The organism is Paenibacillus sp. RC334, assembly GCF_030034735.1.
GTDB lineage: Bacteria > Bacillota > Bacilli > Paenibacillales > Paenibacillaceae > Paenibacillus > Paenibacillus terrae_A.
Map to the genome: position 1 here is coordinate 56253 of NZ_CP125370.1, position 25958 is coordinate 82210.

The 25958-nt window shown below is 48.1% G+C and carries 21 protein-coding genes, 10 tRNA genes, 3 rRNA genes and 1 other RNA gene; all 35 read left to right on the forward strand.

Going from position 1 to position 25958, the window contains the following annotated elements; all coding sequences use genetic code 11:
• Positions 1–71: 71 nt before the first annotated feature.
• The 35 genes from QMK20_RS00270 (at position 72) to hisG (ending at position 25906) form a co-directional block, all read left to right on the forward strand.
• Positions 72–458: a response regulator gene (locus QMK20_RS00270; protein WP_283654121.1), complete on the forward strand. Its 387-nt coding sequence runs from the start codon at positions 72–74 to the stop codon at positions 456–458.
• Positions 459–687: 229 nt separating this feature from the next.
• Positions 688–1542 (forward strand): class II fructose-1,6-bisphosphate aldolase, encoded by an 855-nt coding sequence (gene fba, locus QMK20_RS00275; RefSeq protein WP_044646876.1) that lies wholly within the window; start codon positions 688–690, stop codon positions 1540–1542.
• A 208-nt stretch (positions 1543–1750) separates the two neighbouring features.
• Positions 1751–3004, forward strand: coding sequence for a UDP-N-acetylglucosamine 1-carboxyvinyltransferase (locus tag QMK20_RS00280; RefSeq protein ID WP_025683194.1), 1254 nt, complete (start codon positions 1751–1753; stop codon positions 3002–3004).
• Positions 3005–3261: 257 nt separating this feature from the next.
• On the forward strand, positions 3262–4596 hold the full coding sequence (rho, locus tag QMK20_RS00285) for a transcription termination factor Rho (RefSeq protein WP_044646878.1): 1335 nt from the start codon (positions 3262–3264) through the stop codon (positions 4594–4596).
• A 150-nt stretch (positions 4597–4746) separates the two neighbouring features.
• A complete protein-coding gene (locus QMK20_RS00290) occupies positions 4747–6018 on the forward strand; it encodes a radical SAM family protein (protein ID WP_283654122.1) in 1272 nt (423 codons plus the stop codon).
• A gap of 157 nt (positions 6019–6175) precedes the next feature.
• Entirely contained in the window at positions 6176–6373 is a 198-nt protein-coding gene (gene rpmE, locus QMK20_RS00295) for a 50S ribosomal protein L31 (protein WP_044646880.1), read from the forward strand.
• 107 nt (positions 6374–6480) lie between these two features.
• Positions 6481–6747: signal recognition particle sRNA large type (gene ffs / locus QMK20_RS00300), an RNA gene on the forward strand.
• 161 nt (positions 6748–6908) lie between these two features.
• Positions 6909–7319 carry a GNAT family N-acetyltransferase gene (locus QMK20_RS00305; protein WP_283654123.1) on the forward strand — a complete coding sequence of 137 codons (411 nt, stop codon included), beginning with the start codon at positions 6909–6911 and terminating at the stop codon, positions 7317–7319.
• A gap of 165 nt (positions 7320–7484) precedes the next feature.
• Positions 7485–9236 carry a DNA polymerase III subunit gamma/tau gene (gene dnaX, locus QMK20_RS00310; RefSeq protein ID WP_283654124.1) on the forward strand — a complete coding sequence of 584 codons (1752 nt, stop codon included), beginning with the start codon at positions 7485–7487 and terminating at the stop codon, positions 9234–9236.
• Positions 9237–9281: 45 nt separating this feature from the next.
• Positions 9282–9593 carry a YbaB/EbfC family nucleoid-associated protein gene (locus QMK20_RS00315; protein WP_013308226.1) on the forward strand — a complete coding sequence of 104 codons (312 nt, stop codon included), beginning with the start codon at positions 9282–9284 and terminating at the stop codon, positions 9591–9593.
• A 26-nt stretch (positions 9594–9619) separates the two neighbouring features.
• On the forward strand, positions 9620–10219 hold the full coding sequence (gene recR / locus QMK20_RS00320) for a recombination mediator RecR (RefSeq protein ID WP_044646883.1): 600 nt from the start codon (positions 9620–9622) through the stop codon (positions 10217–10219).
• Positions 10220–10431: 212 nt separating this feature from the next.
• Positions 10432–10743, forward strand: coding sequence for a DUF2508 family protein (locus QMK20_RS00325; RefSeq protein WP_044646884.1), 312 nt, complete (start codon positions 10432–10434; stop codon positions 10741–10743).
• Complete coding sequence (locus tag QMK20_RS00330; protein ID WP_283654125.1) at positions 10740–11015, forward strand: pro-sigmaK processing inhibitor BofA family protein; 276 nt, start codon at positions 10740–10742, stop codon at positions 11013–11015. The genes QMK20_RS00325 and QMK20_RS00330 overlap by 4 nt, the downstream gene beginning before the upstream one ends.
• Before the next feature lie 463 nt (positions 11016–11478).
• Positions 11479–13036 (forward strand): 16S ribosomal RNA (locus tag QMK20_RS00335).
• Between the two features lie 159 nt (positions 13037–13195).
• Positions 13196–13312, forward strand: a 5S ribosomal RNA gene (gene rrf, locus QMK20_RS00340).
• A 38-nt stretch (positions 13313–13350) separates the two neighbouring features.
• A tRNA-Ile gene (locus QMK20_RS00345) sits at positions 13351–13427 on the forward strand.
• Positions 13428–13448: 21 nt separating this feature from the next.
• Positions 13449–13524 (forward strand) — tRNA-Ala (locus QMK20_RS00350).
• A gap of 265 nt (positions 13525–13789) precedes the next feature.
• Positions 13790–16717, forward strand: a 23S ribosomal RNA gene (locus QMK20_RS00355).
• Together the 16S, 23S and 5S rRNA genes with 10 tRNA genes alongside form the textbook arrangement of a ribosomal RNA operon.
• A gap of 131 nt (positions 16718–16848) precedes the next feature.
• Positions 16849–16940 (forward strand) — tRNA-Ser (locus tag QMK20_RS00360).
• A 31-nt stretch (positions 16941–16971) separates the two neighbouring features.
• Positions 16972–17048, forward strand: a tRNA-Met gene (locus tag QMK20_RS00365).
• A 10-nt stretch (positions 17049–17058) separates the two neighbouring features.
• Positions 17059–17134, forward strand: a tRNA-Val gene (locus QMK20_RS00370).
• Positions 17135–17138: 4 nt separating this feature from the next.
• A tRNA-Thr gene (locus QMK20_RS00375) sits at positions 17139–17214 on the forward strand.
• Positions 17215–17230: 16 nt separating this feature from the next.
• Positions 17231–17307, forward strand: a tRNA-Asp gene (locus QMK20_RS00380).
• Positions 17308–17384: 77 nt separating this feature from the next.
• Positions 17385–17457, forward strand: a tRNA-Phe gene (locus tag QMK20_RS00385).
• Between the two features lie 9 nt (positions 17458–17466).
• A tRNA-Tyr gene (locus QMK20_RS00390) sits at positions 17467–17552 on the forward strand.
• Between the two features lie 7 nt (positions 17553–17559).
• Positions 17560–17632 (forward strand) — tRNA-Lys (locus QMK20_RS00395).
• A gap of 164 nt (positions 17633–17796) precedes the next feature.
• Complete coding sequence (locus QMK20_RS00400; RefSeq protein ID WP_283654126.1) at positions 17797–18786, forward strand: PucR family transcriptional regulator; 990 nt, start codon at positions 17797–17799, stop codon at positions 18784–18786.
• On the forward strand, positions 18737–18946 hold the full coding sequence (locus QMK20_RS00405; RefSeq protein WP_283654127.1) for a PucR family transcriptional regulator: 210 nt from the start codon (positions 18737–18739) through the stop codon (positions 18944–18946). The genes QMK20_RS00400 and QMK20_RS00405 overlap by 50 nt, the downstream gene beginning before the upstream one ends.
• Positions 18947–19049: 103 nt before the next feature.
• Positions 19050–20174 (forward strand): ABC transporter ATP-binding protein, encoded by a 1125-nt coding sequence (locus tag QMK20_RS00410; protein WP_283654128.1) that lies wholly within the window; start codon positions 19050–19052, stop codon positions 20172–20174.
• A 294-nt stretch (positions 20175–20468) separates the two neighbouring features.
• Complete coding sequence (gene hprK, locus QMK20_RS00415; RefSeq protein WP_044645057.1) at positions 20469–21407, forward strand: HPr(Ser) kinase/phosphatase; 939 nt, start codon at positions 20469–20471, stop codon at positions 21405–21407.
• A 43-nt stretch (positions 21408–21450) separates the two neighbouring features.
• On the forward strand, positions 21451–22509 hold the full coding sequence (gene lgt / locus QMK20_RS00420) for a prolipoprotein diacylglyceryl transferase (RefSeq protein ID WP_283654129.1): 1059 nt from the start codon (positions 21451–21453) through the stop codon (positions 22507–22509).
• Complete coding sequence (ppaX, locus tag QMK20_RS00425) at positions 22506–23159, forward strand: pyrophosphatase PpaX (RefSeq protein ID WP_283654130.1); 654 nt, start codon at positions 22506–22508, stop codon at positions 23157–23159. Before lgt ends, ppaX begins: the two co-directional genes overlap by 4 nt.
• The gene (locus QMK20_RS00430; protein ID WP_283654131.1) at positions 23156–23650 is read left to right on the forward strand and encodes an acyltransferase; all 495 of its coding nucleotides are present in this window, start codon (positions 23156–23158) and stop codon (positions 23648–23650) included. The genes ppaX and QMK20_RS00430 overlap by 4 nt, the downstream gene beginning before the upstream one ends.
• A 409-nt stretch (positions 23651–24059) precedes the next feature.
• Complete coding sequence (locus QMK20_RS00435) at positions 24060–25265, forward strand: ATP phosphoribosyltransferase regulatory subunit (RefSeq protein ID WP_283654132.1); 1206 nt, start codon at positions 24060–24062, stop codon at positions 25263–25265.
• Positions 25262–25906, forward strand: coding sequence for an ATP phosphoribosyltransferase (gene hisG, locus QMK20_RS00440; protein WP_283654133.1), 645 nt, complete (start codon positions 25262–25264; stop codon positions 25904–25906). Before QMK20_RS00435 ends, hisG begins: the two co-directional genes overlap by 4 nt.
• Positions 25907–25958 lie beyond the last annotated feature (52 nt).

Genomic DNA, 25958 nt, shown 5'->3' on the forward strand with positions numbered 1-25958 from the left:
TGTACGTCATCGGACGCTGTTATGGCAATAGCTGCATGATCCTCGTTTTAAGATCTTAGGAGGTTAAAACATTGGAAAAGAAAAAAGTGTTAATCGTCGATGACCAGAATGGAATACGAATTTTGCTGATGGAAGTGTTCGGAAGTGAGGGTTACGAGACCTTTCAGGCAGCAAACGGAAAAATTGCACTTGAAATTGTTGAAAAGGAACCGCCTGATCTGGTTCTGCTCGATATGAAAATTCCGGGTATGGACGGACTTGAAATCTTGAAGCATCTAAAGACCATGAATCCCGATATCAAGGTTATTATGATGACAGCTTATGGAGAACTGGACATGATTAAAGAGGCGACGGAGCTGGGAGCACTCATGCACTTTACCAAGCCCTTTGATATTGATGAAATGCGAATCGCCGTAAACAAGCAACTCAGGAGTGACGAAGCGAATCACTTTAGTTGAAAACTCTGTTAACACAACAGGGTTTTTTGTTTGTGTTTATGGGAAATACTGAAAGTAAATCCTCTCCTTATACAATTCTATGAAAAAACGGCGTCCTGGGCGTGATTTTCGTATGTGTTGATGTGCAAAAGCTTGTTTAGTATTTAACATGGGTTGTGGTATAATAAGCCCGTATGTGATGTCGGCTAAAATATAGACAAACCCAAACACCCTTAGGAGGACTGTAACCATGCCATTGGTATCTATGACAGACATGTTGAACAAAGCACTTGAAGGAAAATACGCGGTAGGTCAATACAACATTAATAACCTGGAGTGGACTCAAGCTATTCTGGGCGCTGCTGAAGAAGAAAAATCCCCGGTAATCCTGGGCGTATCTGAAGGTGCAGCACGCCACATGGGCGGTTTCTACACTGTTGTTAAAATGGTAGAAGGTCTTATTCATGATATGAAAATTACGGTTCCGGTTGCGATCCATTTGGATCACGGTTCCAGCTTTGAAAAATGTAAAGAAGCTATCGATGCTGGTTTCACATCTGTTATGATCGATGATTCCCACAGCCCGATCGACACGAACATTGCAACAACGAAAAAAGTTGTTGAATATGCACATTCCAAAGGCGTTTCCGTTGAAGCTGAAGTTGGAATGGTTGGCGGTCAAGAGGATGATGTTGTAGGTGACGTAATGTACGCGAAGCTTGACGACTGTCTGCGTATCGTTAACGAAACAGGTATCGACACATTGGCTCCTGCACTGGGTTCCGTTCACGGACCTTACAAAGGCGAGCCAAACCTCGGATTCAAAGAAATGGAAGAGATCTGCGCTGCAATCAAACTTCCACTCGTTCTGCATGGTGGTACTGGTATCCCAACGCATGATATCAAAAAAGCAATCTCGCTGGGAACTTCCAAAATCAATGTAAACACAGAGAACCAAATCGTGTTCGCGAAAGTGGTTCGTGAAGTGCTTGCTGAGAAACCGGATGCTTATGACCCACGTACATTTATCGCTCCAGGTCGTGAAGCGATTAAACAAACCGTTATCGGTAAAATCCGTGAGTTCGGTTCCAACAACCAAGCGTAAGAATAAGTTGATGTACCGTGCGTCTGCATGGTTCAATGTATCTTTTGATTGTAATAGTAGTTCTGCACAGAAGATTTGAATCTGTTCAGTTGAATAGTTTGACTTGGAAAGCACACCGCTTAGCCGGTGTCTTTCCATTTTAACCACCAAAAAGTTGAAAGTTTATTATTTGACCGACTGCAAAACAAGTAGGGGGACCCTCAAGCTTATGGAAAAATTGATGATCACCGGTGGACGGCCGCTTCAAGGTACAGTTTCCATCAGCGGTGCCAAAAACAGTGCCATCGCCTTGATTCCCGCCGCCATTCTGGCAGAGTCGGAAGTCATTTTGGACAATTTGCCGCTGTTGAGTGATGTGGCGGTGTATTCCGAAATACTGGAGGAGCTTGGTGCAACCGTTGCCTGGGAAGGCAGCCAGATGAGAATAGATCCATCCTCCATTAAATCCATTCCCATGCCGAATGGACCTGTTAAGAAATTACGAGCATCCTATTATATGATGGGAGCCATGCTAGGCCGCTTCAAGGAAGCGATCATCGGTTTGCCAGGAGGGTGTAATTTTGAACCTCGGCCCATTGATCAGCATATCAAAGGTTTTGAAGCACTGGGTGCTACGGTTACGAACGAGCACGGTGCTATTCATTTGCATGCCAAAGAGCTGCGTGGTACCAAGATTTATTTGGATGTCAGCAGTGTAGGAGCTACGATTAACATTATGCTGGCGGCCGCACGTGCCAAAGGCGCCACAATTATCGAAAATGCGGCTAAAGAGCCTGAGATTATAGATGTAGCAACCTTGTTAAACTCCATGGGGGCCATTATTAAGGGGGCCGGAACGGAAACGATCCGGATTGAAGGTGTGTCCGAGCTGCATGGCTGCCGTCACTCCATCATACCTGACCGCATACAAGCGGGCACATATATGATTGCTGCTGCGGCTACTCGTGGTAATGTTTTGATTGACAACGTAATTCCCAAGCATATGGAGGCCCTGACTGCAAAAATGCAGGAAATGGGTATTGGTATAGAGGAATATGACGAAAGTATTCGTGTTCTGGGTTCACCTTCATATGAGCATGTTGATGTTAAAGCCTTAATTTACCCCGGATTCGCCACAGACTTGCAATCTCCTATGACCAGTTTGCTTACTCAGGCGCAAGGGGTTAGTGTACTGAGCGATTTTGTTTATAGCAATCGTTTTAAACACGTCCCGGAACTTGTGCGAATGGGGGCTAAAATCCGCGTGGAAGGTCGTTCGGCTATTATTGAAGGTGGCAAGCTAAATGCGGCTAAAGTCAAAGCGGCCGATCTGCGTGCTGGTGCAGCGCTTGTCATTGCCGGACTTACAGTAAGTGAAGGCGTAACCGAGGTGTCAGGTGTCGAATACATCGACCGTGGTTATGACCATCTCGTCTCCAATCTGCGTCTTTTGGGCGCGGACGTATGGCGGCAGACAGAATAACAAACTTCGTACATTTTGGGACTCCCGGAACGGATGAACAATAGAATGGATAGGCTCTATGCAGCCGCTGCATGATACAAGATATAGGTCCATACCTAACAATCTTTTATCGGAAAACCGGAATAATTCGGTATAATCCAAGCAGATGGCTGCATAACTTTATTTGTTTTGGTTAAAATTATGTTGATGGCGTTTATGATATCATTGTCTATCATTTAGTTTTGAATGGACTTAATAATTGAATAGGTGGTTATTATATGGATCTGCAAATTTCCGATCTGGAAGAAATGAAGCTGACCGATCTGTACAAGCTGGCCAAGCAATACCAGATCCCGTACTACGGAACGCTCAAGAAAAAAGAATTAATTTTTGCCATCCTGCGTGCACAAGCCGAGAAGAGCGGATTGATGTTTATGCAGGGCGTTCTGGAAATACTTCCTGAAGGTTACGGCTTTCTGAGGCCGATCAATTACCTCCCGAGTACCGAAGATATTTACATCTCTGCTTCACAAATCCGCAAGTTTGACTTGAGAACAGGCGATCTAGTATCCGGTAAATGCCGGACTCCGAAAGAGAATGAACGATATTTTGGATTGCTTCAAGTTAACGCTGTCAATGGAAGAAGTCCTGAACAAGCTGCTGAGCGGCTACACTTTCCAGCACTGACTCCACTGTATCCGCAAACTAAATTAGTCCTTGAAACTACCCCCAATAATTTGTCTACGAGAATAATGGATATATTGGCCCCTGTCGGACTTGGACAGCGTGGACTCATTGTGGCACCTCCCAAAGCTGGTAAAACACTTCTCCTCAAAGAAATTGCCAATAGCATTTCTACCAACAATCCCGAGATTGAGCTGTTTGTCTTGCTGATTGATGAACGTCCGGAAGAAGTGACTGACATGCAGCGTTCTGTTAAAGGTGAAGTTGTTGCTTCCACTTTTGATGAACTGCCTGAGAACCATATCAAGGTAGTGGAATTGGTTCTAGAGCGTGCCCTTCGCCTTGTAGAGCATAAAAAAGACGTGGTTATTCTGCTGGATAGCATTACTCGTCTTGCACGTGCCTACAACTTGGTTATTCCAGCATCTGGTCGTACGCTTAGTGGGGGGATTGATCCAGGGGCCTTCCACCGTCCGAAACGCTTTTTTGGTGCGGCGCGGAATGTGGAAGAGGGCGGAAGTCTTACTATTTTGGCCACAGCGCTCATTGATACAGGATCGCGGATGGATGACATTATCTATGAAGAGTTTAAAAGTACAGGCAATATGGAGCTTCATTTGGACCGCAAGCTTGCGGAACGCCGCATATTCCCGGCTATTGATATTCGTCGCTCCGGTACCCGGCGTGAGGAAATGTTGTTAGGCAAGGAAGAATTGGATACCATTTGGGCTATTCGTAAAAATATGACGGAAAGCCACGATTTTGTGGAAGGCTTCCTAAAGAAATTGCGGAACAGCAGCAATAACGCAGAGTTTTTGGCCTCGTTTGATACAACGGCACCGTCCGGCGGGTCACAAAGCACTTCAAGCACTCCGCAACGGAGAACCACGCGTTCCACCGCAGCATCGGTTCCAGCTTCAACCAACTAAAAACAGCAGTATAGCTACCCTGAATAACAATGATCAGCCTATGGATAATCGTCATTTCCATGATAGGTATTTATCTGTTCCTCAAGCACGCAGCCGTCAAGGTTCGATTGGTTTAAGGCGTGCGCTTGACGGAACGAAAGGAGCTCCACAATGTATTTGGTGTATGCCGACGAAAAAGGCAATGTATACGATCATGCTTCTTTGTATGGGCTTGCCCGCAGTGCAGACATGATTGTCGAAATCATGGAAGATGAGCTTATTCCGCTACCGGAAGGAGCTACGCTGGTAAGTCTGCCCAACACACGCCCGGTCGGTATGAACCCTGAATCCGGAGAAATGGTTTCCTTGCCAGGCGATATGCAGGCAGTGGGGGCTTTGTTACCTCAAGGCTTTACACGCTTGTGCCTGCCAGGGTATGTGAAGACCGATAAGGAGTATAAGCTCCCCTTGTTCGGCTATTCGGCCGTGGTCTGGAAAGATGGAGCTTTCTATGTAACGGCAGAGCGGAGTGATAATCCGTCCAAATGGAATCCGGAAAACTGTGACCGCCACGAGGTAAAGCAGGGCGTGCAGCGGATGACAGAGCAGTACCCGGAAAATCGGCTGTACCAACATTTGTCCAACTGTGCATTAGGCTATGAGTGTCTTACTTCCTCGAACACGTTCCTGAATCGCTGGGAGGGCGGAGTTCCGGTATCTTATTCTTGTAATGCCGGATGCTTTGGTTGCATATCGGAACAGCCGGATGACAGTGGTTTTGTATCCCCTCAGACGAGAATGAACTTCCGTCCTCGTGTCGATGAGATTGTGGAAGTCATGTTGGAGCATTTGAAAACACCGGAGTCCATCATTAGTTTTGGTCAAGGGTGTGAAGGTGAGCCTTCTACTCAGGCCAAGTTGATTATAGATTCGATCAAAGAGGTCCGTTCCGTTACAGATATGGGATACATCAATATTAATACGAATGCAGGTTTGAACGATCATATCCGGGGAATCGTAGATGCTGGACTTGATCTGATGCGGGTCAGCACGATTAGCGCGCTGGACGACCATTACAATGCTTATTACAAGCCGCGTGGTTACACGTTAGCCAATGTGGAAAAATCACTTCGTTATGCTTCCGAGCAGGGAGTATATACGTCGATTAACTATTTGATTTTTCCGGGCGTGACAGACCGCGAGGAAGAAATCGAAGCGATGATTGAGTTTGCCAAACGCACAAAGCTCAAGCTTATTCAGATGCGCAACCTGAATATTGATCCTGAAAGCTATCTGGAGCTGATTCCACCTGCCCAAGGGGAGCTCCTTGGCATGAAGCAAATGCTTGAGATTTACCGTGAGGAACTGCCTGATGTCGTTATCGGGTCTTACACCCACGTACCGCCCCAAGGGCTGGCGCGTCCCAAATTTGCCAAGGCCTAGAACGGTCAATAGTGGGTTGAACTGCACCTGTTTTACACCATTTTTGGATACACAAAAGAGTTGTTGAAACGCTCATATCCAGGTGCTATAATGTGAACATGTGTTCATACAACTCTGGGCTGATAGGATGTTCAGGGCGGAAAGAGGTGAAAGTTCAATGCAACAAGCTATTCAACCGAAATTTAACGTAACTAATGTCACTTGTGCTTGCGGAAATACGTTCGAAACCGGTTCTGTGAAAGGTTCTCTGCGCGTGGAGATTTGCTCCGCTTGCCACCCATTCTTCACAGGGAAGCAGAAATTCCTTGATGTTGGCGGCCGTGTAGATCGTTTCAAGAAGAAATACGGTATCTAATCGATTACCGCAGGTTATAAAGTTATTAGAGCCTTCTGCTATTGCAGAGGGCTCTTTTTGTTGTGGATGTTTGCTTTTTGTGCGGCCTTGAGATATACTTATTTTCACCGTGCTAGATGGGGAGGTAGCGGTGCCCTGTAACTCGCAATCCGCTATAGCGAGGTTGAATTCCTGTTAGAGGTGTTGTTGATGTGAGGCTGGTCCCTGCGCACAATGTTGACGGTTGGGTCCTCCGCAATGAGTACTTGTGAACCTGGTCAGGTCCGGAAGGAAGCAGCCATAAGCAAGAGCACTCTTGTGCCGGAGGGTAGCCTAGCCCGAGTTGTTGTTCAGGATTGCCGCTCGGATCACAACGATCAATAACAGGTGCACGGTTTATATTTAGAGAATTAGAACATCTTGGCAGTCATTGCGAAGATGTTTTTTTTGTGTTTGGCGATGTTTAATTACATTCATGTTTTTCCTCCTAAACTAACTGGCGTGCAGATTCACAAATGATGGATTAGTTGTTAATGTGACATAAAGGAGGATAAAGATGAGAATTGTTTTTGCAACTGATTCAGACTATGGATACATACGAGACCATGACCATCATATTTCAGAGAGTTTAATACAGGTAAAAATAAAGGGAAATGAAATATACATACTGCGGAATCAAGATGAAAGTAATATCGGATGGATGAGGTATGGATACTTTTGGGACAACACACCTTTCCTGAATATGATTTGGGTCGATGAACAATATCGAGACAAGGGTGTAGGTAAGCAAGTTGTCCTCTTTTGGGAAGATCAAATGAAACAAAAGGGCTTCAAATTGGTTATGACATCTACTCTGGCAAATGAAAAGGCTCAGCACTTCTATAGAAAATTAGGATATTGGGACGCAGGGTGTTTATTACTCGAAAATGAGCCGTTGGAAATAATTCTGACCAAAAAATTATTTTAATTGATTTATTATCCCCTTAAAAAGGATTAGTTTAACCGCTTTTCATAAGGCGGTTTTCTTTTGCTCTTAAATTGAAAGGTGTCCGGTTTAGATTCGGACGGGAGTATAGTATAATGAAGTGAACATAATGTTCATGAAAGTGAATGGGAAAGAGGGTAACGCGCATTGGAACATATAGCGTTGTACCGTGCTTGGCGGCCTCAGTCGTTCAAGGACATGGTAGGACAACAGCATATTATCCAGACATTGCAGAATGCCATCCGCGAAAATCGCACGTCCCATGCCTACCTGTTCAGCGGTCCGCGAGGAACGGGTAAGACGAGTGCGGCCAAAATTTTGGCCAAGGCAATTAACTGTGAGCATGGACCGGCGCCGGAGCCTTGCAACGAATGCGAAGCCTGTAAACGGATCACGGCCGGAGCGGTCATGGATGTACAGGAGATTGACGCAGCCTCCAACCGGGGCGTTGAAGAGATTCGTGATTTGCGCGATAAAGTCAAATATGCGCCGACGGAAGTACGGCACAAGGTTTATATCATTGATGAAGTGCACATGCTGACGACGGAAGCGTTCAATGCGTTGCTTAAGACGCTGGAAGAACCGCCGCCACACGTGATGTTCATATTGGCTACCACAGAACCGCACCGGATTCCGGCGACGATCATTTCGCGTTGTCAGCGTTTTGACTTTCGGCGGGTATCGCTGGAGGAGCAGACGGAGCGGCTTGACCTTATATGTCGACAGGAGAACATAGAGGCTGATTCGGACGCATTGCAGTACATTGCGCGTCTGTCAGATGGCGGAATGCGTGATGCACTTAGCGTTCTGGATCAAATATCTTCGTTTACAGACGGTCGGGTTACTTATCAGCAGGTGCTGGATATGACGGGAGGTATTGCGTCTGAACAATTCGGCAAGCTTGCCTTGGCATTGCTGAAAGAAGATGTCGGCACAGTACTGCAAATGATTGAGAACTTTATGCAAGAAGGTAAAAGCGCAGATAAATGCATGGAAAATCTGCTGTACTATTTCAGGGATCTGCTTATGATTAAGATGGTACCGCAGGCAACTAAAATGACAGAGCGCGTGCTGGAGCCAGAGCAGTTCAAGGAAGTGGCAGAAGCTTTTACCAAGGAGCAGCTTTTTAGCATGATCGACACGCTTAATCGCTATCAGAGCGAGATGAAGTATGCCGTTCAGCCGCAAACCTTGTTTGAGGTGGCTCTATTGAAGCTGTGCAGCATTCCTGGGGCAGCTGGAACCGCTGCTCAGCCAACTACACAGCATTCTGGTGCTGCTGCCAATCAGGAGGATGTAGCCGTTTTGAAGCGCCAGCTTGCCGAGCTGGAGAAGAAGTTGGAACGCGCGTTGCAAGGCGGATTGGCTGCCGGGGCAGGGCAGGATGTATCGTCGGGGAACCGTCAGGCTCCCGGGGGACGCGCTCCCGCTCCGCGGATTTCTGCGCCAGTCAAGCTTCCTTCGCAGCTAGATCGCTATATCGCCGAGAAGTCGGGAGAGGCATTTGCGGCAGCGGGGCGTAAGTGGAGCCAAATTTTGCAGGGAGTCAAAGAAGCGAAAGTCACAGTTCATGCATGGTTTATGGACGGCGAGCCAGTGTCTGTATTAGAGGATAGTGTACTCGTGGCGTTTAAGAACAACATTCACCGTGAAACTACTGAAAAGCCTGCTAACAAGCAGGTCATTGAGAAGGTTCTGCATGAACAGTTGGGCCATCCCTATCGTCTGGTGACAATGATGCAAAAGGATTGGAATGCTGCGATTGAAGGAGTTCCCGATCAGCCTGCCGAAGAATTCCAACTGGAGCAGGAGCATGACGCACCGGGAAAGTCCAAGGAGCCCTGGATTGATGAAGCTATTGAACTTTTCGGGGAAGATTTGGTAGTTATAAAGGATTAAAATCAAAGTGTCTGGATGTATACTTCATTAAAGGAGATGATTGAAATGAACAATATGAACCAAATGATGAAGCAAGTGAAAAAAATGCAGGAGCAAATGCTGAAAGCCCAGGAGGAGCTTGGCGGAAAAGTAATTGAAGGTACTTCCGGCGGCGGTGTTGTGACTGTAGAGGTAAACGGACATAAAAAAGTGCTTTCCATCACAATCAAACCGGAGGCTGTAGATCCTGATGATGTGGAAATGCTGCAAGATCTCGTGTTGACTGCTGTCAACGATGCTTTGTCCAAAGCAGATGAACTGGCTAATGATGATATGGGTAAATTTACAGGCGGGATGAAAATTCCAGGCCTGTTCTAGACTGCGCATAAAGGAGAAGCATACTATTGTATTATCCGGAGCCGATTGCAAAGCTGATTGATGCATTTACGCGCCTGCCGGGGGTGGGGCCTAAGACGGCCGCCCGGTTGGCTTTTCACGTTCTGAAAATGAAGGAAGACGATGTGATTGATTTTGCCAAAGCACTGGTCAATGTGAAACGCAATCTTCACTTCTGTTCCGTCTGTGGCAATATTACGGACACGGACCCTTGTCGGATCTGTCAGGATAAGACAAGGGATGCTTCCGTCATTTGTGTTGTTCAGGATTCCAAGGATCTGGTAGCTATGGAGCGCACCAAGGAGTTTAACGGCTTTTATCATGTGCTTCATGGAGCAATCTCTCCTATGGAGGGAATTGGTCCTGAAGATATCAAGCTCAAGGAATTATTGAACAGGCTTAGTGATGAACGCATCAAAGAGCTGATTTTGGCTACGAATCCGAACATTGAAGGAGAAGCGACGGCCATGTACATTTCTAGGCTGGTGCGTCCTTTTGGAATCAAGGTTACTCGTATTGCTCACGGATTGCCGGTAGGCGGGGATTTGGAGTATGCCGATGAGGTTACGCTGTCCAAAGCGCTGGAAGGCCGCAGAGAGCTGAACTAATAAGTACAACTATACGTTATAGATATTTTTAGTGCCGATAAATCTTATGGATTTTCTCGACAATCTGGGGGCCTTTATGGCTCCTTTTTATTTTGTGATGATATGACTGGTATAGATGGTTCCTGTTCTAAGTTTGTCCTCTGTTAAATAAGTATGAATAAGGTAGTCTTACAGACTGTGCACATAATTCAGCTTGTGAGGAGGATGAATGGATGTGGGAACGGGTGAAGCAAAATTTTCGTCGACAGGAACACGGCAAATCGGAAGCAGAGCATCGTCAGGAGTTGTTTGCCCAGATTCGGGCTTCGCATGCGGAATGGCTAAGAGCGCATCGGTTATTTCATGAAGCTACAGGCGAGGACGAAATCGACTATGCCATTTTTGTTCTGGAAGCTGCGGAGCGTAAATATCAGATACATTTAAAATGTGCCAAAAAGCAAGGGTTGCATCGTTTCCACCTGCCTGCAGATGAACCGGGGTATGCCAATGACGCGGGCCGTGTTCATAAACGGAGAGCCGAATGAGAGGTGCTGTCTGGCTTGTTCTGATTGCTTGCGTTGTGGTACTGTCATGTCTAATCCTCAAAAAACGTCTGGGTATCGGCTGGCTTACTGTGTTTGGGGCGCATATGGCTCTGGTGGCAATTGCGCTGTATGTCATTAATTATTCGGGGTGGATCACGCAGGTGTATATCCCTATTAATCCGGTTACGATGGGGGCTGTAACGGTTTTGGGATTGCCCGGAATTGCACTTTTACTGGGATTGAAAATGATATTGTTTGGACAGGCTATGTGAGTGTGTATAGAGTTTAATCAAGGAACGAGGATTGTTTAATATGCGGAGCTTTTTGGCAAGGGCAAGCGAAAAGTGCTTTTGTTTTAAAATATAGTTGACGGGGAATTCGATTATATGATACATTAATTCTCGGCCCTTAAAGCCCGGGAATTTTTTTTGAGAATAACGCTGAAATGAAATTGAAAAATAATTTTAAAAAAGTGTTGACTTAAATCCCAAATGTATGTTATATTAATCAAGTCGCCGCTGAGATGCGGTGATGAAACAAAGTAAGAGAATATGAAGGTTTGATCTTTGAAAACTGAACAACGAGTGAGTACGGATTTTGCTTGCAAAATCCAACGCTGAGATTTTGGTACATGCCGTCAGGCTGTATAAAATGGAAGCGAACAATGAGATATTTTATCTCGTCAGTTTCAAAATGAGCATATCGCTCTTTCTATAAACTAACTTCGGTTGGTCTTTAATGGAGAGTTTGATCCTGGCTCAGGACGAACGCTGGCGGCGTGCCTAATACATGCAAGTCGAGCGGGGTTGTTTTAAAAGCTTGCTTTTAAAACAACCTAGCGGCGGACGGGTGAGTAACACGTAGGCAACCTGCCCATGAGACTGGGATAACTACCGGAAACGGTAGCTAATACCGGATACATCCTTTCCCTGCATGGGGAGAGGAGGAAAGACGGAGCAATCTGTCACTGATGGATGGGCCTGCGGCGCATTAGCTAGTTGGTGGGGTAAAGGCCTACCAAGGCGACGATGCGTAGCCGACCTGAGAGGGTGATCGGCCACACTGGGACTGAGACACGGCCCAGACTCCTACGGGAGGCAGCAGTAGGGAATCTTCCGCAATGGGCGAAAGCCTGACGGAGCAACGCCGCGTGAGTGATGAAGGTTTTCGGATCGTAAAGCTCTGTTGCCAGGGAAGAACGTCTTGTAGAGTAACTGCTACAAGAGTGACGGTACCTGAGAAGAAAGCCCCGGCTAACTACGTGCCAGCAGCCGCGGTAATACGTAGGGGGCAAGCGTTGTCCGGAATTATTGGGCGTAAAGCGCGCGCAGGCGGCTCTTTAAGTCTGGTGTTTAATCCCGAGGCTCAACTTCGGGTCGCACTGGAAACTGGGGAGCTTGAGTGCAGAAGAGGAGAGTGGAATTCCACGTGTAGCGGTGAAATGCGTAGATATGTGGAGGAACACCAGTGGCGAAGGCGACTCTCTGGGCTGTAACTGACGCTGAGGCGCGAAAGCGTGGGGAGCAAACAGGATTAGATACCCTGGTAGTCCACGCCGTAAACGATGAATGCTAGGTGTTAGGGGTTTCGATACCCTTGGTGCCGAAGTTAACACATTAAGCATTCCGCCTGGGGAGTACGGTCGCAAGACTGAAACTCAAAGGAATTGACGGGGACCCGCACAAGCAGTGGAGTATGTGGTTTAATTCGAAGCAACGCGAAGAACCTTACCAGGTCTTGACATCCCTCTGATCGGTCTAGAGATAGATCTTTCCTTCGGGACAGAGGAGACAGGTGGTGCATGGTTGTCGTCAGCTCGTGTCGTGAGATGTTGGGTTAAGTCCCGCAACGAGCGCAACCCTTATGCTTAGTTGCCAGCAGGTCAAGCTGGGCACTCTAAGCAGACTGCCGGTGACAAACCGGAGGAAGGTGGGGATGACGTCAAATCATCATGCCCCTTATGACCTGGGCTACACACGTACTACAATGGCCGGTACAACGGGAAGCGAAAGAGCGATCTGGAGCGAATCCTAGAAAAGCCGGTCTCAGTTCGGATTGCAGGCTGCAACTCGCCTGCATGAAGTCGGAATTGCTAGTAATCGCGGATCAGCATGCCGCGGTGAATACGTTCCCGGGTCTTGTACACACCGCCCGTCACACCACGAGAGTTTACAACACCCGAAGTCGGTGGGGTAACCCGCAAGGGAGCCAGCCGCCGAAGGTGGGGTAGATGATTGGGGTGAAGTCGTAACAAGGTAGCCGTATCGGAAGGTGCGGCTGGATCACCTCCTTTCTATGGAGAATCGTTTCCTGCAACGGAAACATTCAAATCAGCAGGTACAACGTACCTGCGAACGGATATTCAATTCGGTTCATCACATCTGTGTGAATGAAATGAATATCCAAAGCGACTCACTCGTTGCTCAGTTTTGAGAGCTTAAACTCTCAAACGTTTGGTGGCGATAGCGGAGGGGTTCCACACGTACCCATCCCGAACACGACCGTTAAGCCCTCCAGCGCCGATGGTACTTGGACCGCAGGGTCCTGGGAGAGTAGGACGTCGCCAAGCGCAACCACTAAAGAAGAATTTCTTTGGTGGTTTATTATGGGCCCTTAGCTCAGCTGGTTAGAGCGCACCCCTGATAAGGGTGAGGTCGGTGGTTCGAGTCCACTAGGGCCCACCATATAACTTTATATTACTCTTTGGGGCCATAGCTCAGCTGGGAGAGCGCCTGCCTTGCAAGCAGGAGGTCAGCGGTTCGATCCCGCTTGGCTCCACCAATTACAACTTCATCAAAAAAACTGCATGATGATCATCAACTCTTCGGAGTTTGAGCGATAATCACACAGGATACAGTTTCGATGAAACTGTATTGCACCTTGAAAACTGGATACCGAAACGAAATTGCGTTTTAGAATATTCCTTTACGCTGATCTTGTGTAAACAAGTGAAATAAAGGTAGCAGGTAAGGAAAGATATTTTGCCTTTGGTAAACATCATTCTTTATCGAACATCGATATTTTCTTTCTTTGAAAGAAAAATCTAGGTTAAGCTACAAAGAGCACACGGAGGATGCCTAGGCGCCAGGAGCCGACGAAGGACGTGGCGAACAACGATAAAGCCTCGGGGAGCTGTAAGCAAGCTTTGATCCGGGGATGTCCGAATGGGGAAACCCGGCTGTCTTCATCGACAGTCACTTTCTGCTGAATACATAGGCAGAACAGAGGCATACCAGGGGAACTGAAACATCTAAGTACCCTGAGGAAGAGAAAACAATAGTGATTCCGTCAGTAGCGGCGAGCGAACGCGGATTAGCCCAAACCAAGGAGCTTGCTCCTTGGGGTTGTGGGACGTCTCACATGGAGTTACAAAGGAACCGGTTAGATGAAGAGGTCTGGAAAGGCCCGCCAGAGAAGGTAAAAGCCCTGTAGTTCAAAACTTGTTCCCTCCGAGACGGATCCCGAGTAGTGCGGGGCACGTGAAACCCCGTATGAATCCGGCAGGACCATCTGCCAAGGCTAAATACTCCCTGGCGACCGATAGTGAAGCAGTACCGTGAGGGAAAGGTGAAAAGCACCCCGGAAGGGGAGTGAAATAGATCCTGAAACCGTGTGCTTACAAGAAGTCAGAGCCCTATTGATGGGTGATGGCGTGCCTTTTGTAGAATGAACCGGCGAGTTACGTTCCCGTGCAAGGTTAAGGTGAAGAGCTGAAGCCGCAGCGAAAGCGAGTCTGAATAGGGCGAGTTAGTACGTGGACGTAGACCCGAAACCGGGTGATCTACCCCTGTCCAGGGTGAAGGTGCGGTAACACGCACTGGAGGCCCGAACCCACGCATGTTGAAAAATGCGGGGATGAGGTGGGGGTAGCGGAGAAATTCCAATCGAACCCGGAGATAGCTGGTTCTCCCCGAAATAGCTTTAGGGCTAGCCTCGGAATAAGAGTCGTGGAGGTAGAGCACTGATTGGGTGCGGGGCCCGCAAGGGTTACCAAGCTCAGTCAAACTCCGAATGCCATAGACTTGGTTCCGGGAGTCAGACAGTGAGTGCTAAGATCCATTGTCGAAAGGGAAACAGCCCAGACCATCAGCTAAGGTCCCCAAGTGTGTGTTAAGTGGGAAAGGATGTGGAGTTGCACAGACAACCAGGATGTTGGCTTAGAAGCAGCCACCATTGAAAGAGTGCGTAATAGCTCACTGGTCGAGTGACTCTGCGCCGAAAATGTAACGGGGCTAAACACGCCACCGAAGCTATGGCTTGATATTTAGGTATCAGGGGTAGGGGAGCGTTGAATGTGGGTTGAAGGTGTACCGTAAGGAGCGCTGGACTGCATTCAAGTGAGAATGCCGGTATGAGTAACGAAAAGATCTGTGAGAATCAGATCCGCCGAAAGCCTAAGGGTTCCTGAGGAAGGTTCGTCCGCTCAGGGTAAGTCGGGACCTAAGGCGAGGCCGATAGGCGTAGTCGAAGGACAACAGGTCGAAATTCCTGTACCACCGTAATCCGTTATGAGCGATGGGGTGACGCAGTAGGGTAGTGACGCGGACTGATGGATGTCCGTCTAAGCAGTGAGGCTGGTGTGTAGGCAAATCCGCACATCGTAAGGCTGGGCTGTGATGGGGAGCGAAAATTATAGTAGCGAAGGTCATGATCTCAGACTGCCAAGAAAAGCCTCTAGCCAGGAGAAGGTGCCCGTACCGCAAACCGACACAGGTAGGCGAGAAGAGAATTCTAAGGCGCGCGGAAGAACTCTCGTTAAGGAACTCGGCAAAATGACCCCGTAACTTCGGGAGAAGGGGTGCCTCGGTAGGGTGAATAGCCCGAGGGGGCCGCAGTGAAAAGGCCCAAGCGACTGTTTAGCAAAAACACAGGTCTGTGCGAAGCCGCAAGGCGAAGTATACGGGCTGACGCCTGCCCGGTGCTGGAAGGTTAAGGGGAGTGGTAAGTCCTTCGGGGCGAAGCTATGAACCGAAGCCCCAGTAAACGGCGGCCGTAACTATAACGGTCCTAAGGTAGCGAAATTCCTTGTCAGGTAAATTCTGACCCGCACGAATGGCGTAACGACTTGGGCGCTGTCTCAACGAGAGATCCGGTGAAATTTTAATACCTGTGAAGATGCAGGTTACCCGCGACAAGACGGAAAGACCCCATGGAGCTTTACTGCAGCTTGATATTGAATTTGGGTACGATCTGTACAGGATAGGTGGGAGCCAGCGAGACTTGAGCGCCAGCTTGAGAGGAGGCATCCTTGGGATACCACCCTGATCGTATCTAGGTTCTAACTTGGTACCGTGATCCGGTACGAGGACAGTGTCAGGTGGGCAGTTTGACTGGGGCGGTCGCCTCCTAAAGAGTAACGGAGGCGCCCCAAGGTTCCCTCAGAATGGTTGGAAATCATTCGAAGAGTGCAAAGGCAGAAGGGAGCTTGACTGCGAGACCTACAAGTCGAGCAGGGACGAAAGTCGGGCTTAGTGATCCGGTGGTACCGCATGGAAGGGCCATCGCTCAACGGATAAAAGCTACCCTGGGGATAACAGGCTTATCTCCCCCAAGAGTCCACATCGACGGGGAGGTTTGGCACCTCGATGTCGGCTCATCGCATCCTGGGGCTGAAGTAGGTCCCAAGGGTTGGGCTGTTCGCCCATTAAAGCGGTACGCGAGCTGGGTTCAGAACGTCGTGAGACAGTTCGGTCCCTATCTGTCGTGGGCGTAGGAAATTTGAGAGGAGCTGTCCTTAGTACGAGAGGACCGGGATGGACGTACCGCTGGTGTACCAGTTGTTCCGCCAGGAGCACCGCTGGGTAGCTATGTACGGAAGGGATAAGCGCTGAAAGCATCTAAGCGTGAAGCCCCCCTCAAGATGAGATTTCCCAATTAGTAAGACCCCTTGAAGACGACGAGGTAGATAGGTTGGGGGTGGAAGTGCAGTAATGCATGGAGCTGACCAATACTAATCGGTCGAGGGCTTATCCTAAGTATAGGACGCAATGGAGTTTCGGATCCAGTTTTCAGGGTGTAACCTTGAAATTACGCTTGGTATTCTAATTCACTATGGTGATATATAGAATAACGCGCGGAATTTTTGCTAAGTGAGTCCATTTACATGGAGAGATACCCAAGTGGCTATAAGGGGACCCTCTGCTAAGGGGTTAGACTGCGAAAGTGGTGCGAGGGTTCGAATCCCTCTCTCTCCGCCATTTAGGACAAGCTAGCAAAATATTATGTTATGGCGGTGTAGCTCAGCTGGCTAGAGCGTACGGTTCATACCCGTGAGGTCGGGGGTTCGATCCCCTCCGCCGCTACCATACATACCCAGGAGGCTTAGCTCAGCTGGGAGAGCATCTGCCTTACAAGCAGAGGGTCGGGGGTTCGATCCCCTCAGCCTCCACCATTGTGCCGGTGTAGCTCAACTGGTAGAGCAACTGACTTGTAATCAGTAGGTTGGGGGTTCAAGTCCTCTCGCCGGCACCATTTTTGAAAAATCCAGGGAACTGTGGTGTAGAGGCCTAACATGCCTGCCTGTCACGCAGGAGATCGCGGGTTCGAATCCCGTCAGTTCCGCCATTTTTCAATATGATAGTTTTACGTACTAAAGTGGGAAGGGGGATCCCTCCACACTTTATTTTTTTGTTAATGGATATGGCTCGGTAGCTCAGTCGGTAGAGCAGAGGACTGAAAATCCTCGTGTCGGCGGTTCGATTCCGTCCCGAGCCACCTTTATATGGAGGATTAGCGAAGTGGCCAAACGCATCAGACTGTAAATCTGCTCCCTTACGGGTTCGGTGGTTCGAATCCATCATCCTCCACCAGTTTTATGAGCCATTAGCTCAGTTGGTAGAGCACCTGACTTTTAATCAGGGTGTCGAAGGTTCGAGTCCTTCATGGCTCATCGAAAGTCATCAACTTATAGTTGATGACTTTTTTTGTATGCATTTTTGCATGGATTTAGGTTATGTTTCTTACTAACTTTTTTATTTTAAGGTATCGACAGGTTATAATAAGTTCATTATGTTCGCTTAGAGGTTATTCTAAAAAAAGTGAAGTGGTGATCGCGTGGCTTTGGATACGGAATGGATACAGCAACAGCTTCAGAATATTATTCAAGCACCTTTTACTATACTGCCTTGGTGTCCGGAAATGATTGCAGAAGGTCAGTCAGCAGAATCGGCTGTACCGGATAAGTCATTTGTACGTGATAGCAAAATATATTTTCCGTTCCGTGTGGTAGCAGGAGAATTGGCTGCCTTTGCGGTAGAGGCAAAGCATTTGACGGATCGGGAACGGAAGCTGATTGAGGCGTTACTCTGGAACATGGAGCAATTCAGGCAGGATGAGACGGGGACGCAACAGCCCGATAATCCGGTTTATGCTGAGGAAGAGCGAATGAAGCGTTTTGGACAATGGCTCATACAGCAGGCTGGCAACCTACAGAATGAAGAAGAGCTTCCTGATGAGTTGGGGCTTCGTGATTCGTTGTTGTCTTTTATGGTTCCCATTGTACTGACTGGTGAAGGAACACAGGAGGGCGCTATTGCTTACACTCAGCTATATAGATTGTTAGCCAGTTATTTTGGAGGGAATGTGCTGCTTACTCCACTGAATGAACAGTCTTGGCTGATTATGGCTAAAAAGGAACTACTGTTGGGAACGGAAGACGACCGGGATAAAGATGTCGAAACCAGGGATGCGGATTTTACGGAATCGCTGGAGGAGGTTCTTACGGCTTTCAGCCTGGGTTTATACGAGCTCATTGCAAATGAGTGGGTAGGTGTATTTCATTTGGCGGTATCCAAGCCGTCTATACTATTGCAAAGTCTTCCCAAAGAGCTGAATTTGTTATGGGAGACGATCCATCTTGGCAAAATTTTTCATGTAACAGAGCATATCCACTTTTCATGGGAGTTGCATTTGGAGAGGTTATTAAACCGTATTTCGAAGGAGCAACGCGAGCAATTTTTGGAGCAGGTTGTGCGGTCGTCCGTCATATTAGAGGATGCTGAAACGATGGCTACATTGGATATCTTTTTTTCAACTGGATTGTAATGTGAGTGAGACGGCTAAGCGCCTTTATGTACACCGGAATACGTTAATTTATCGTTTGGACAAGATTAAACAGGAGACGGGACTGGACGTGCGGACGTTTAATGATGCGGTTTTGGTCAAGCTTTTTCTACTATTGTACAAAGTGACAAAAAGGAAATAGCATTTTTGTGCAGTTTGCGAATAGCCACGAAGTGGGTACTAGGGTAAGATACAAGTAAGAAATGTATTCGATTTCAAAACTTGATCTTGGGGAGGCAAAAGCTATGGCTGGTGTACGCTTAGAGCATATTTTCAAGCAATATCCGGGTGCAGATAAAGCTACGGTTGTTGATGTCAATTTGGACATTCGAGATAAAGAATTCCTCGTATTGGTTGGTCCCTCCGGTTGTGGGAAGTCTACTACACTTCGTATGATTGCTGGTCTGGAGGAAATTTCAGATGGTAAATTGTACATTGGGGATCGCGTTGTGAATGACGTGGCTCCAAAAGACCGCGATATCGCGATGGTATTCCAATCCTACGCCCTGTATCCGCACATGAGCGTGTACCAGAACATGGCGTTCGGTCTGAAACTGCGCAAAGTGAAGAAAGAAGAAATCGACAAAAAAGTACGCGAAGCTGCCAAAATCCTCGATATCGAGCACTTGCTGGAACGTAAACCTAAGGCGCTGTCCGGTGGTCAACGCCAACGTGTCGCTCTGGGCCGTGCGATCGTCCGCGATCCTCAAGTCTTCCTGATGGATGAGCCGCTCTCCAACTTGGATGCTAAACTTCGTGGTCAAATGCGTGCTGAAATCACTAAACTGGTTAAACGCCTTGAAACCACTTGTATCTATGTAACACATGACCAGATTGAAGCCATGACGATGGGTGATCGGATTGTCGTTATGAAGGATGGTATCATTCAACAAGCTGCATCCCCGGATGAACTGTACAACCGTCCAGTGAATCTGTTCGTAGCTGGTTTTATCGGTTCTCCTACGATGAACTTTATCACAGGTAAGCTGGCTGAGAAGGACGGCGCGCTGTATTTCACTGCACCGGGTCTGGATCTGTTCGTTCCTGAAGGTAAGGGACAGATTTTGAAAGCCAAGGGTTATATCGGCAAAGAAGTGATCCTGGGTATCCGTCCTGAGGATATTCATGAAGAGCCTGTATTCCTGGAGGCTTCTCCGAATACAATCTTTACATCCACTGTGGATGTAACGGAAAATCTCGGTCATGAAATGCTGTTGTACCTGAGTGGCGCCGGAAATGAAACGATTATTGCCCGTGTAGACGGACGTTCCAATACTCGTGATGGTGTTAAAGCGAAGTTGGCTGTTGATATGAACAAGGTTCATATTTTTGATAAGGAATCGGAATTGAGCATTCTGGTTGGCGAATAAGATCAACCGATGAAAGAGAGTCGCAGTTTCCCAGCCGGGGAAAGGCGGCTCTTTTTGTATATCCCATACAGCTTCCAGCTTCGGCATTGCATTCATTGGAAAATTCCGATACGATGGGTACATTGGTATGGGTCTAGGTTCAGCATGAACACAGGTAGCCCGAAATCATGTTGAAAAGGTGAGCTTGGGCTGGCACAGGATGGGCTGGCAGTGAGCTATATGGTTGATAGGGTGACGCTACATAAATAAGATTACGTATAGAATCCGGTCATGCAGGATGAAGGGGAGAATACGATGGCTAAAAAGGTAAAGGTATCTGAGCTTGTACAGCAATTTCAAATGGAGGTTATTTCTGGCGAGAAAGGTCTGCGCAGGCTGATCACGGTGGATGAATTGAATCGTCCGGGGTTGGAGATGGCTGGGTATTTTGAATACCACACACAGGAGCGGGTGCAGCTTTTGGGAAGGTCTGAGCTGGCTTTTCTCGGTATGCTTCCTCCTGAGGAAAGAAAGGATCGGATGCAGCGTCTATGTACGGAGCTGACTCCGTGTATTATCATCACACGCGGTCTGGAAGTACCGGCAGAACTGGTGGAGGCAAGCGCTGAGCGGGATGTCCCAGTATTGCGAACTAATATGGCCACGACGATTTTATCAAGCCGCATTACGGGTTTTCTTGAAAGAAAGCTGGCTCCTACGGCCACCATCCATGGTGTATTGTGTGATGTGTACGGTGTAGGTATGCTCATTACGGGCAGTAGCGGCATTGGTAAAAGTGAAACAGCACTGGAACTGGTTAAACGCGGTCATCGTCTGGTAGCAGATGATGCAGTGGAAATTCGGCAAACGTCCGATTTTCAGTTGCATGGTACGGCGCCGGAACTGATTCGTCACCTGCTGGAAATTCGCGGCGTGGGCATCATTAATGTGATGACGCTGTTTGGTGCAGGTGCAGTTCGTAACAACAAGCGGATTACGCTGGTCGTCCGTCTGGAGGCATGGCAGCAGGACAAGCAGTATGACCGTCTTGGTTTGGATGAAGAAACGACACGTATTATTGACACGGATGTTCCGCTCGTTACGATTCCAGTTCGTCCGGGCCGAAATTTGGCCGTTATTATTGAAGTGGCAGCAATGAACTATCGTTTGAAGCAAATGGGCGTGAACGCAGCTCTGCAATTTACGAATAAGCTGACTGCTACAATTTCTGAAGATATGGAAGATATGGATTAAGGTTCAGTCGTTTGGAAGGAAGAACAAGGAGTGAGAGAAACATATGTCAACGGCAACATTACTGCTGAATCCGATTGCTTTTTCAATCGGGGCAATTAAGGTCCATTGGTACGGGCTTATTTTGGGGCTGGCGGCGCTTGTGGGTTTATATCTCGCCATTCGTGAAGGCAAAAGATTTGGCATTCCGCAGGAATTTTTTATGGATATGCTGCTGCTGGGTGTTCCTTCGGCTATTATTGGAGCGCGTATTTACTATGTAGCCTTCAAATGGGAAGACTATCGAGATAATCTATGGGATGTTTTTAAAATCTGGAATGGTGGTATTGCGATATACGGCGCATTGATCGGTGCGATTATATGCGCAGTCATCTATTTCCGCTATAAGGGTTATAATTTCTGGCGGATTGCCGATATTTGTGCGCCAGGTCTGCTGATTGGTCAAGCGATTGGCCGCTGGGGTAACTTTGTCAATCAGGAAGCCTACGGTGGACCGACGGAAGTAAGCTTTTTGCGGAATCAACTGCATCTGCCGGATTTCATTGTAAATCAAATGAACGTTAACGGAGTGTTTCACCATCCTACATTTCTGTATGAATCCCTGTGGAGTATTGTAGGTGTGATTCTGCTGCTCGTTATTCGACGTATGAAATTTGTACGTGCAGGCGAAATGTTTGCGTTTTACTTCATTTGGTACTCGATTGGCCGTTTTTTCATCGAGCGTGTACGGACGGATAGTTTGGCTTTTCAGGGACCAGACTGGCTGGCTTCCTTTGTGAATGCTTTGTGGTCTCCTATGGTATGGCTGGGGTTTGAACCAGGGCATCTGGACCCGAGTTACGGTAATGTACGGATCTCGCAACTGCTCCCTATTTTCATTGTTGTAGCCGCTGTAATTTTCATCGTGGTTCGTCGTCGTAAGGGGGCATCTGTTCCGAAATATAGCGATCCGATTGTCTCCAGCAAGGTAGGAGTTGATCAGGTACCTGACGTGACGCCGGAACAGGCTTTCCGCCCGGGTCAAGATACGATTCCTCCGACAACGGCTGCGCCGGATAAGCTACACAAGGAAGACACGGACGAGGACAAGAAGGAGCATCTATGATAAATACGATTTTATTCGACTTGGACGGAACGATTATGGATACGAATGAGCTGATTATCAGCACATTTCTGCACATTTTGAATCACCCGGACGCTGACCCGCTGACGCGGGAGCATATTATCCCTCATATGGGCGGAACGCTGGATGACCAGCTTCGTACCTTTTCGGGATTAAAGGATGTGTCTGAGCTGGTTAAAGGCTATCGTGCTTATAACTTGCTCCATCACGACCAAATGGTGAAGCCTTTTCCGTATGTCATCGAGGTTATTCAGGAGTTGCGTGCGCGAGGAATTAAGCTGGGGGTTGTGACGACTAAAATACGATCCTCTACGATTCGTGTGCTTGATCTGTTCGATCTGACCTCCTCTATGGACTATATTGTGACGGTAGACGACGTAGAGCATCCGAAACCACACGCAGAACCTGTGCTTAAGGCGCTGGCTGGGTTGAACGCCAAAGCAGAGCATACGTTGATGGTTGGAGACAGTTCCTTTGATATTCTATCAGCTCAAGCCGCAGGCGTGAAATCGGCGGGTGTAGCCTGGTCGCTCAAGGGTGAGGGAACTCTACGGGGCTATGGACCGGATTACATTTTGCATGATATGCGGGATTTACTGAAGCTGGAGTTTCAAGGTGTCGATGTGTCGTGAGGAAGGTTGACCGCCATCCCGTGGAAGGTCCCAATGCGCTGTGGCAGATTTACCGGACGGTAAGCCGCTGGAAAGGGATTAAAAACTTTGTTTTTATACAGATCGCCCGGTATTGTCCCGTGCTATCCTGGAAAAATGTCATTTACCGCAGAGTGCTTGGGATGAAGGTAGGGCAGCATGCGGCCTTCGGCCTGATGGTAATGGTGGATGTTTTTTTTCCGGAGCATATTACGATAGGGGACAATTCGGTGATTGGATATAACACAACCATTCTGGCGCATGAATATCTCATACAGGAGTATCGTATTGGTAAAGTAATGATCGGAAATAATGTGTTAATCGGCGCCAATACGACCATTCTGCCCGGTGTTACTATAGGTGATGGAGCTATAGTAGCCGCCGGGGCCGTTGTGCATAAAGACGTGCCGGCCGGAGCATTCGTGGGCGGTAATCCGTTGCGTGAGTTAAGACGGTCGGGTGCGGATGTATAGTAAATAGCATAACAATAAGGTTCCCTTAAGGATTAGGGGGCTTTTTTGTGTTGTTTTTTGTATAAATTATAAATGTGTCTGTTGGCTGAGAGGCTGGCAGTCTTTTTTTAGATTATAGAATTTATAAATTTTCAGCGAAACTGAACAAATCTATAATCGCAAGAAAAACTTTCGCTAAGCGCGGTCTTGCTTCCGTGAAAGTACATCGTTAGATGTTTTTCTTATAGGGTTCATGAATTCTGCAATGGATAAAATAAAGAGAGGGAGACAGTTCTGCAACGTTGCTCTAAAAATGGGCTGCTCCATTCGGTTGACGTTCGCAGTCAGAGCATGATAATATATCGAATATACTTTAGTTTATTAGCACTTTACCATGATAAAGATATTGCGAAATCATGAGGTGATAGAGATGACCAAGCCAAAAGGATTTGAAATCCCCGTAGGGGTTCGGGATTACCTTCCGCGTGCGGTGTCGAAGCTGCGGGCGATTGAATTGAATGTACTCGAATGTATGGAACGTTGGGGCTACCGTCAGATTATGACGCCTACGATGGAATACTACGATACGGTGGGTGTGGCTAGTTCTACTTCGGATCGGAAGTTGTTCAAGCTGCTCAATAACCGGGGAACTACGCTGGTGCTGCGATCTGATATGACCGCGCCGATTGCGCGTGTGGTATCGTCGCTGTTGAAGGAAGAGGAAGTACCACTCCGGCTTTCCTATCACGCAAATGTATTTCGGGCGATTGAGGAAGAGGCGGGAAGAGAAGCGGAGTTTTTCCAGACGGGCGTGGAGCTGGTGGGCGATGACTCGCCCGAGGCTGATGCGGAGGTCGTGGCACTGGCGATTGCATCGCTGCAGGCGGCAGGGGTGTCCTCTTTTAAAATTGCTATGGGGCATGTGGGATTCCTGAACGGTCTGTTCGAGGAAATCATTCCGGGTCGCCAGGTTGAACAGCAAGCGTTAAAGGAACTGTTATTGAACCGTGATGTGGTGGGCTACCGGACAGCGATTGAGGCTTTGGGTTTGCCTACCGAACATCGGGATAAGCTGGAGGCTATTCTCCGGCTTCGCGGGGGCAAAGAAATTTGTGAGCAGGCTACCCGTCTTAGCGTCGAGCAGCAGACGATTCAATCCATTGCGCATCTGTGCGAGGTTTGGGAAGTGCTGGAGAGTTACGGCGTGTCTGAGCATGTGCTAATTGACCTTACTATGATCGGAGACTTTTCATATTATACAGGAATGACTTTTGAGGGGTATGCGGCGGAAATCGGATTCCCCGTATGTAATGGAGGGCGCTATGACAATCTGCTACAGCAGTTTGGTCGTTCCGTTCCTGCCACAGGATTCGCGTTGAAGACGAACCGAATCGTTGATGGTGTGGACGGTATCCAGATCGAGGCGAAACACCCGGTGCTCATTCGTTATGACGAGCAGGGACGCAGAGAGGCATTATCCGCTGCGGCACAGCTTCGAGGAGCAGGACGGACAGTGGTGACAGGGCTGAGTGGTGGGCCTGAGGATCGCCGCCGCGAGCAACAGGACTTGTACGCAGAGGTTTACAGCTACACAGTCGAAGAAAGACAACCGGTACAAGGGAGGGAATTACCATGACGGAGACGTTGAAGGTAGCCATGCCGAAGGGACGGATTTATAAGCAGGCTTCTGAGCTGTTTCGTCGAGCAGGGGTTCCTATTCCTGTGGATGTGGATGAAACGCGCAAGCTGGTCATTCCGCTACCTGAACTGGGAATGGAGTTTATTATGGCGAAGCCGGTCGACGTTCCCACGTATGTGGAGTACGGAGCTGCGGATATCGGCATTGTAGGCAAGGATGTTTTGCTGGAAGAGAACAAGGATGTGTATGAGCTGCTTGATCTGGGGATTGCCCGTTGCCGAATGTCGGTCATTGCTTTGCCGGATTGGCAGCCGGGTATTCGTCAGCGGGTGGCTACGAAGTATCCGAATGTGGCTTCCCAGTATTTTCGGGAGCAAGGCCAGCAGGTGGAGGTTATCAAGCTGAACGGTTCTATCGAGCTGGCACCGTTAATCGGCTTGGCAGACCGGATTGTCGATATGGTGGAAACAGGGCAGACCTTGAGAGAGAACGGTCTGGTCGAGCAGATCAGTATTTTGGATATTACGAGTCGGCTGATTGCCAACCGGGTCAGCTATCGGATGAAAAACGGCCCGATTCAGGCGTTGTGTGACCGATTGCATCAGGTGATTCCAGCTGCGGTGGCACCGCGGGACTGAGGAGTAGGCTAGGGTTAGGAGAAATATTCTGCAAGCTGCAAGTAAGGGGGAA

Coding starts and splice junctions, on each gene's coding strand:
- fba (WP_044646876.1), top strand. CDS start 688: ATGCCATTGGTATCTATGACAGACATGTTGAACAAAGCACTTGAAGGA.
- QMK20_RS00280 (WP_025683194.1), top strand. CDS start 1,751: ATGGAAAAATTGATGATCACCGGTGGACGGCCGCTTCAAGGTACAGTT.
- rho (WP_044646878.1), top strand. CDS start 3,262: ATGGATCTGCAAATTTCCGATCTGGAAGAAATGAAGCTGACCGATCTG.
- QMK20_RS00290 (WP_283654122.1), top strand. CDS start 4,747: ATGTATTTGGTGTATGCCGACGAAAAAGGCAATGTATACGATCATGCT.
- rpmE (WP_044646880.1), top strand. CDS start 6,176: ATGCAACAAGCTATTCAACCGAAATTTAACGTAACTAATGTCACTTGT.
- QMK20_RS00305 (WP_283654123.1), top strand. CDS start 6,909: ATGAGAATTGTTTTTGCAACTGATTCAGACTATGGATACATACGAGAC.
- QMK20_RS00315 (WP_013308226.1), top strand. CDS start 9,282: ATGAACAATATGAACCAAATGATGAAGCAAGTGAAAAAAATGCAGGAG.
- QMK20_RS00325 (WP_044646884.1), top strand. CDS start 10,432: ATGTGGGAACGGGTGAAGCAAAATTTTCGTCGACAGGAACACGGCAAA.
- QMK20_RS00330 (WP_283654125.1), top strand. CDS start 10,740: ATGAGAGGTGCTGTCTGGCTTGTTCTGATTGCTTGCGTTGTGGTACTG.
- QMK20_RS00405 (WP_283654127.1), top strand. CDS start 18,737: ATGCTGAAACGATGGCTACATTGGATATCTTTTTTTCAACTGGATTGT.
- QMK20_RS00410 (WP_283654128.1), top strand. CDS start 19,050: ATGGCTGGTGTACGCTTAGAGCATATTTTCAAGCAATATCCGGGTGCA.
- hprK (WP_044645057.1), top strand. CDS start 20,469: ATGGCTAAAAAGGTAAAGGTATCTGAGCTTGTACAGCAATTTCAAATG.
- lgt (WP_283654129.1), top strand. CDS start 21,451: ATGTCAACGGCAACATTACTGCTGAATCCGATTGCTTTTTCAATCGGG.
- ppaX (WP_283654130.1), top strand. CDS start 22,506: ATGATAAATACGATTTTATTCGACTTGGACGGAACGATTATGGATACG.
- QMK20_RS00435 (WP_283654132.1), top strand. CDS start 24,060: ATGACCAAGCCAAAAGGATTTGAAATCCCCGTAGGGGTTCGGGATTAC.
- hisG (WP_283654133.1), top strand. CDS start 25,262: ATGACGGAGACGTTGAAGGTAGCCATGCCGAAGGGACGGATTTATAAG.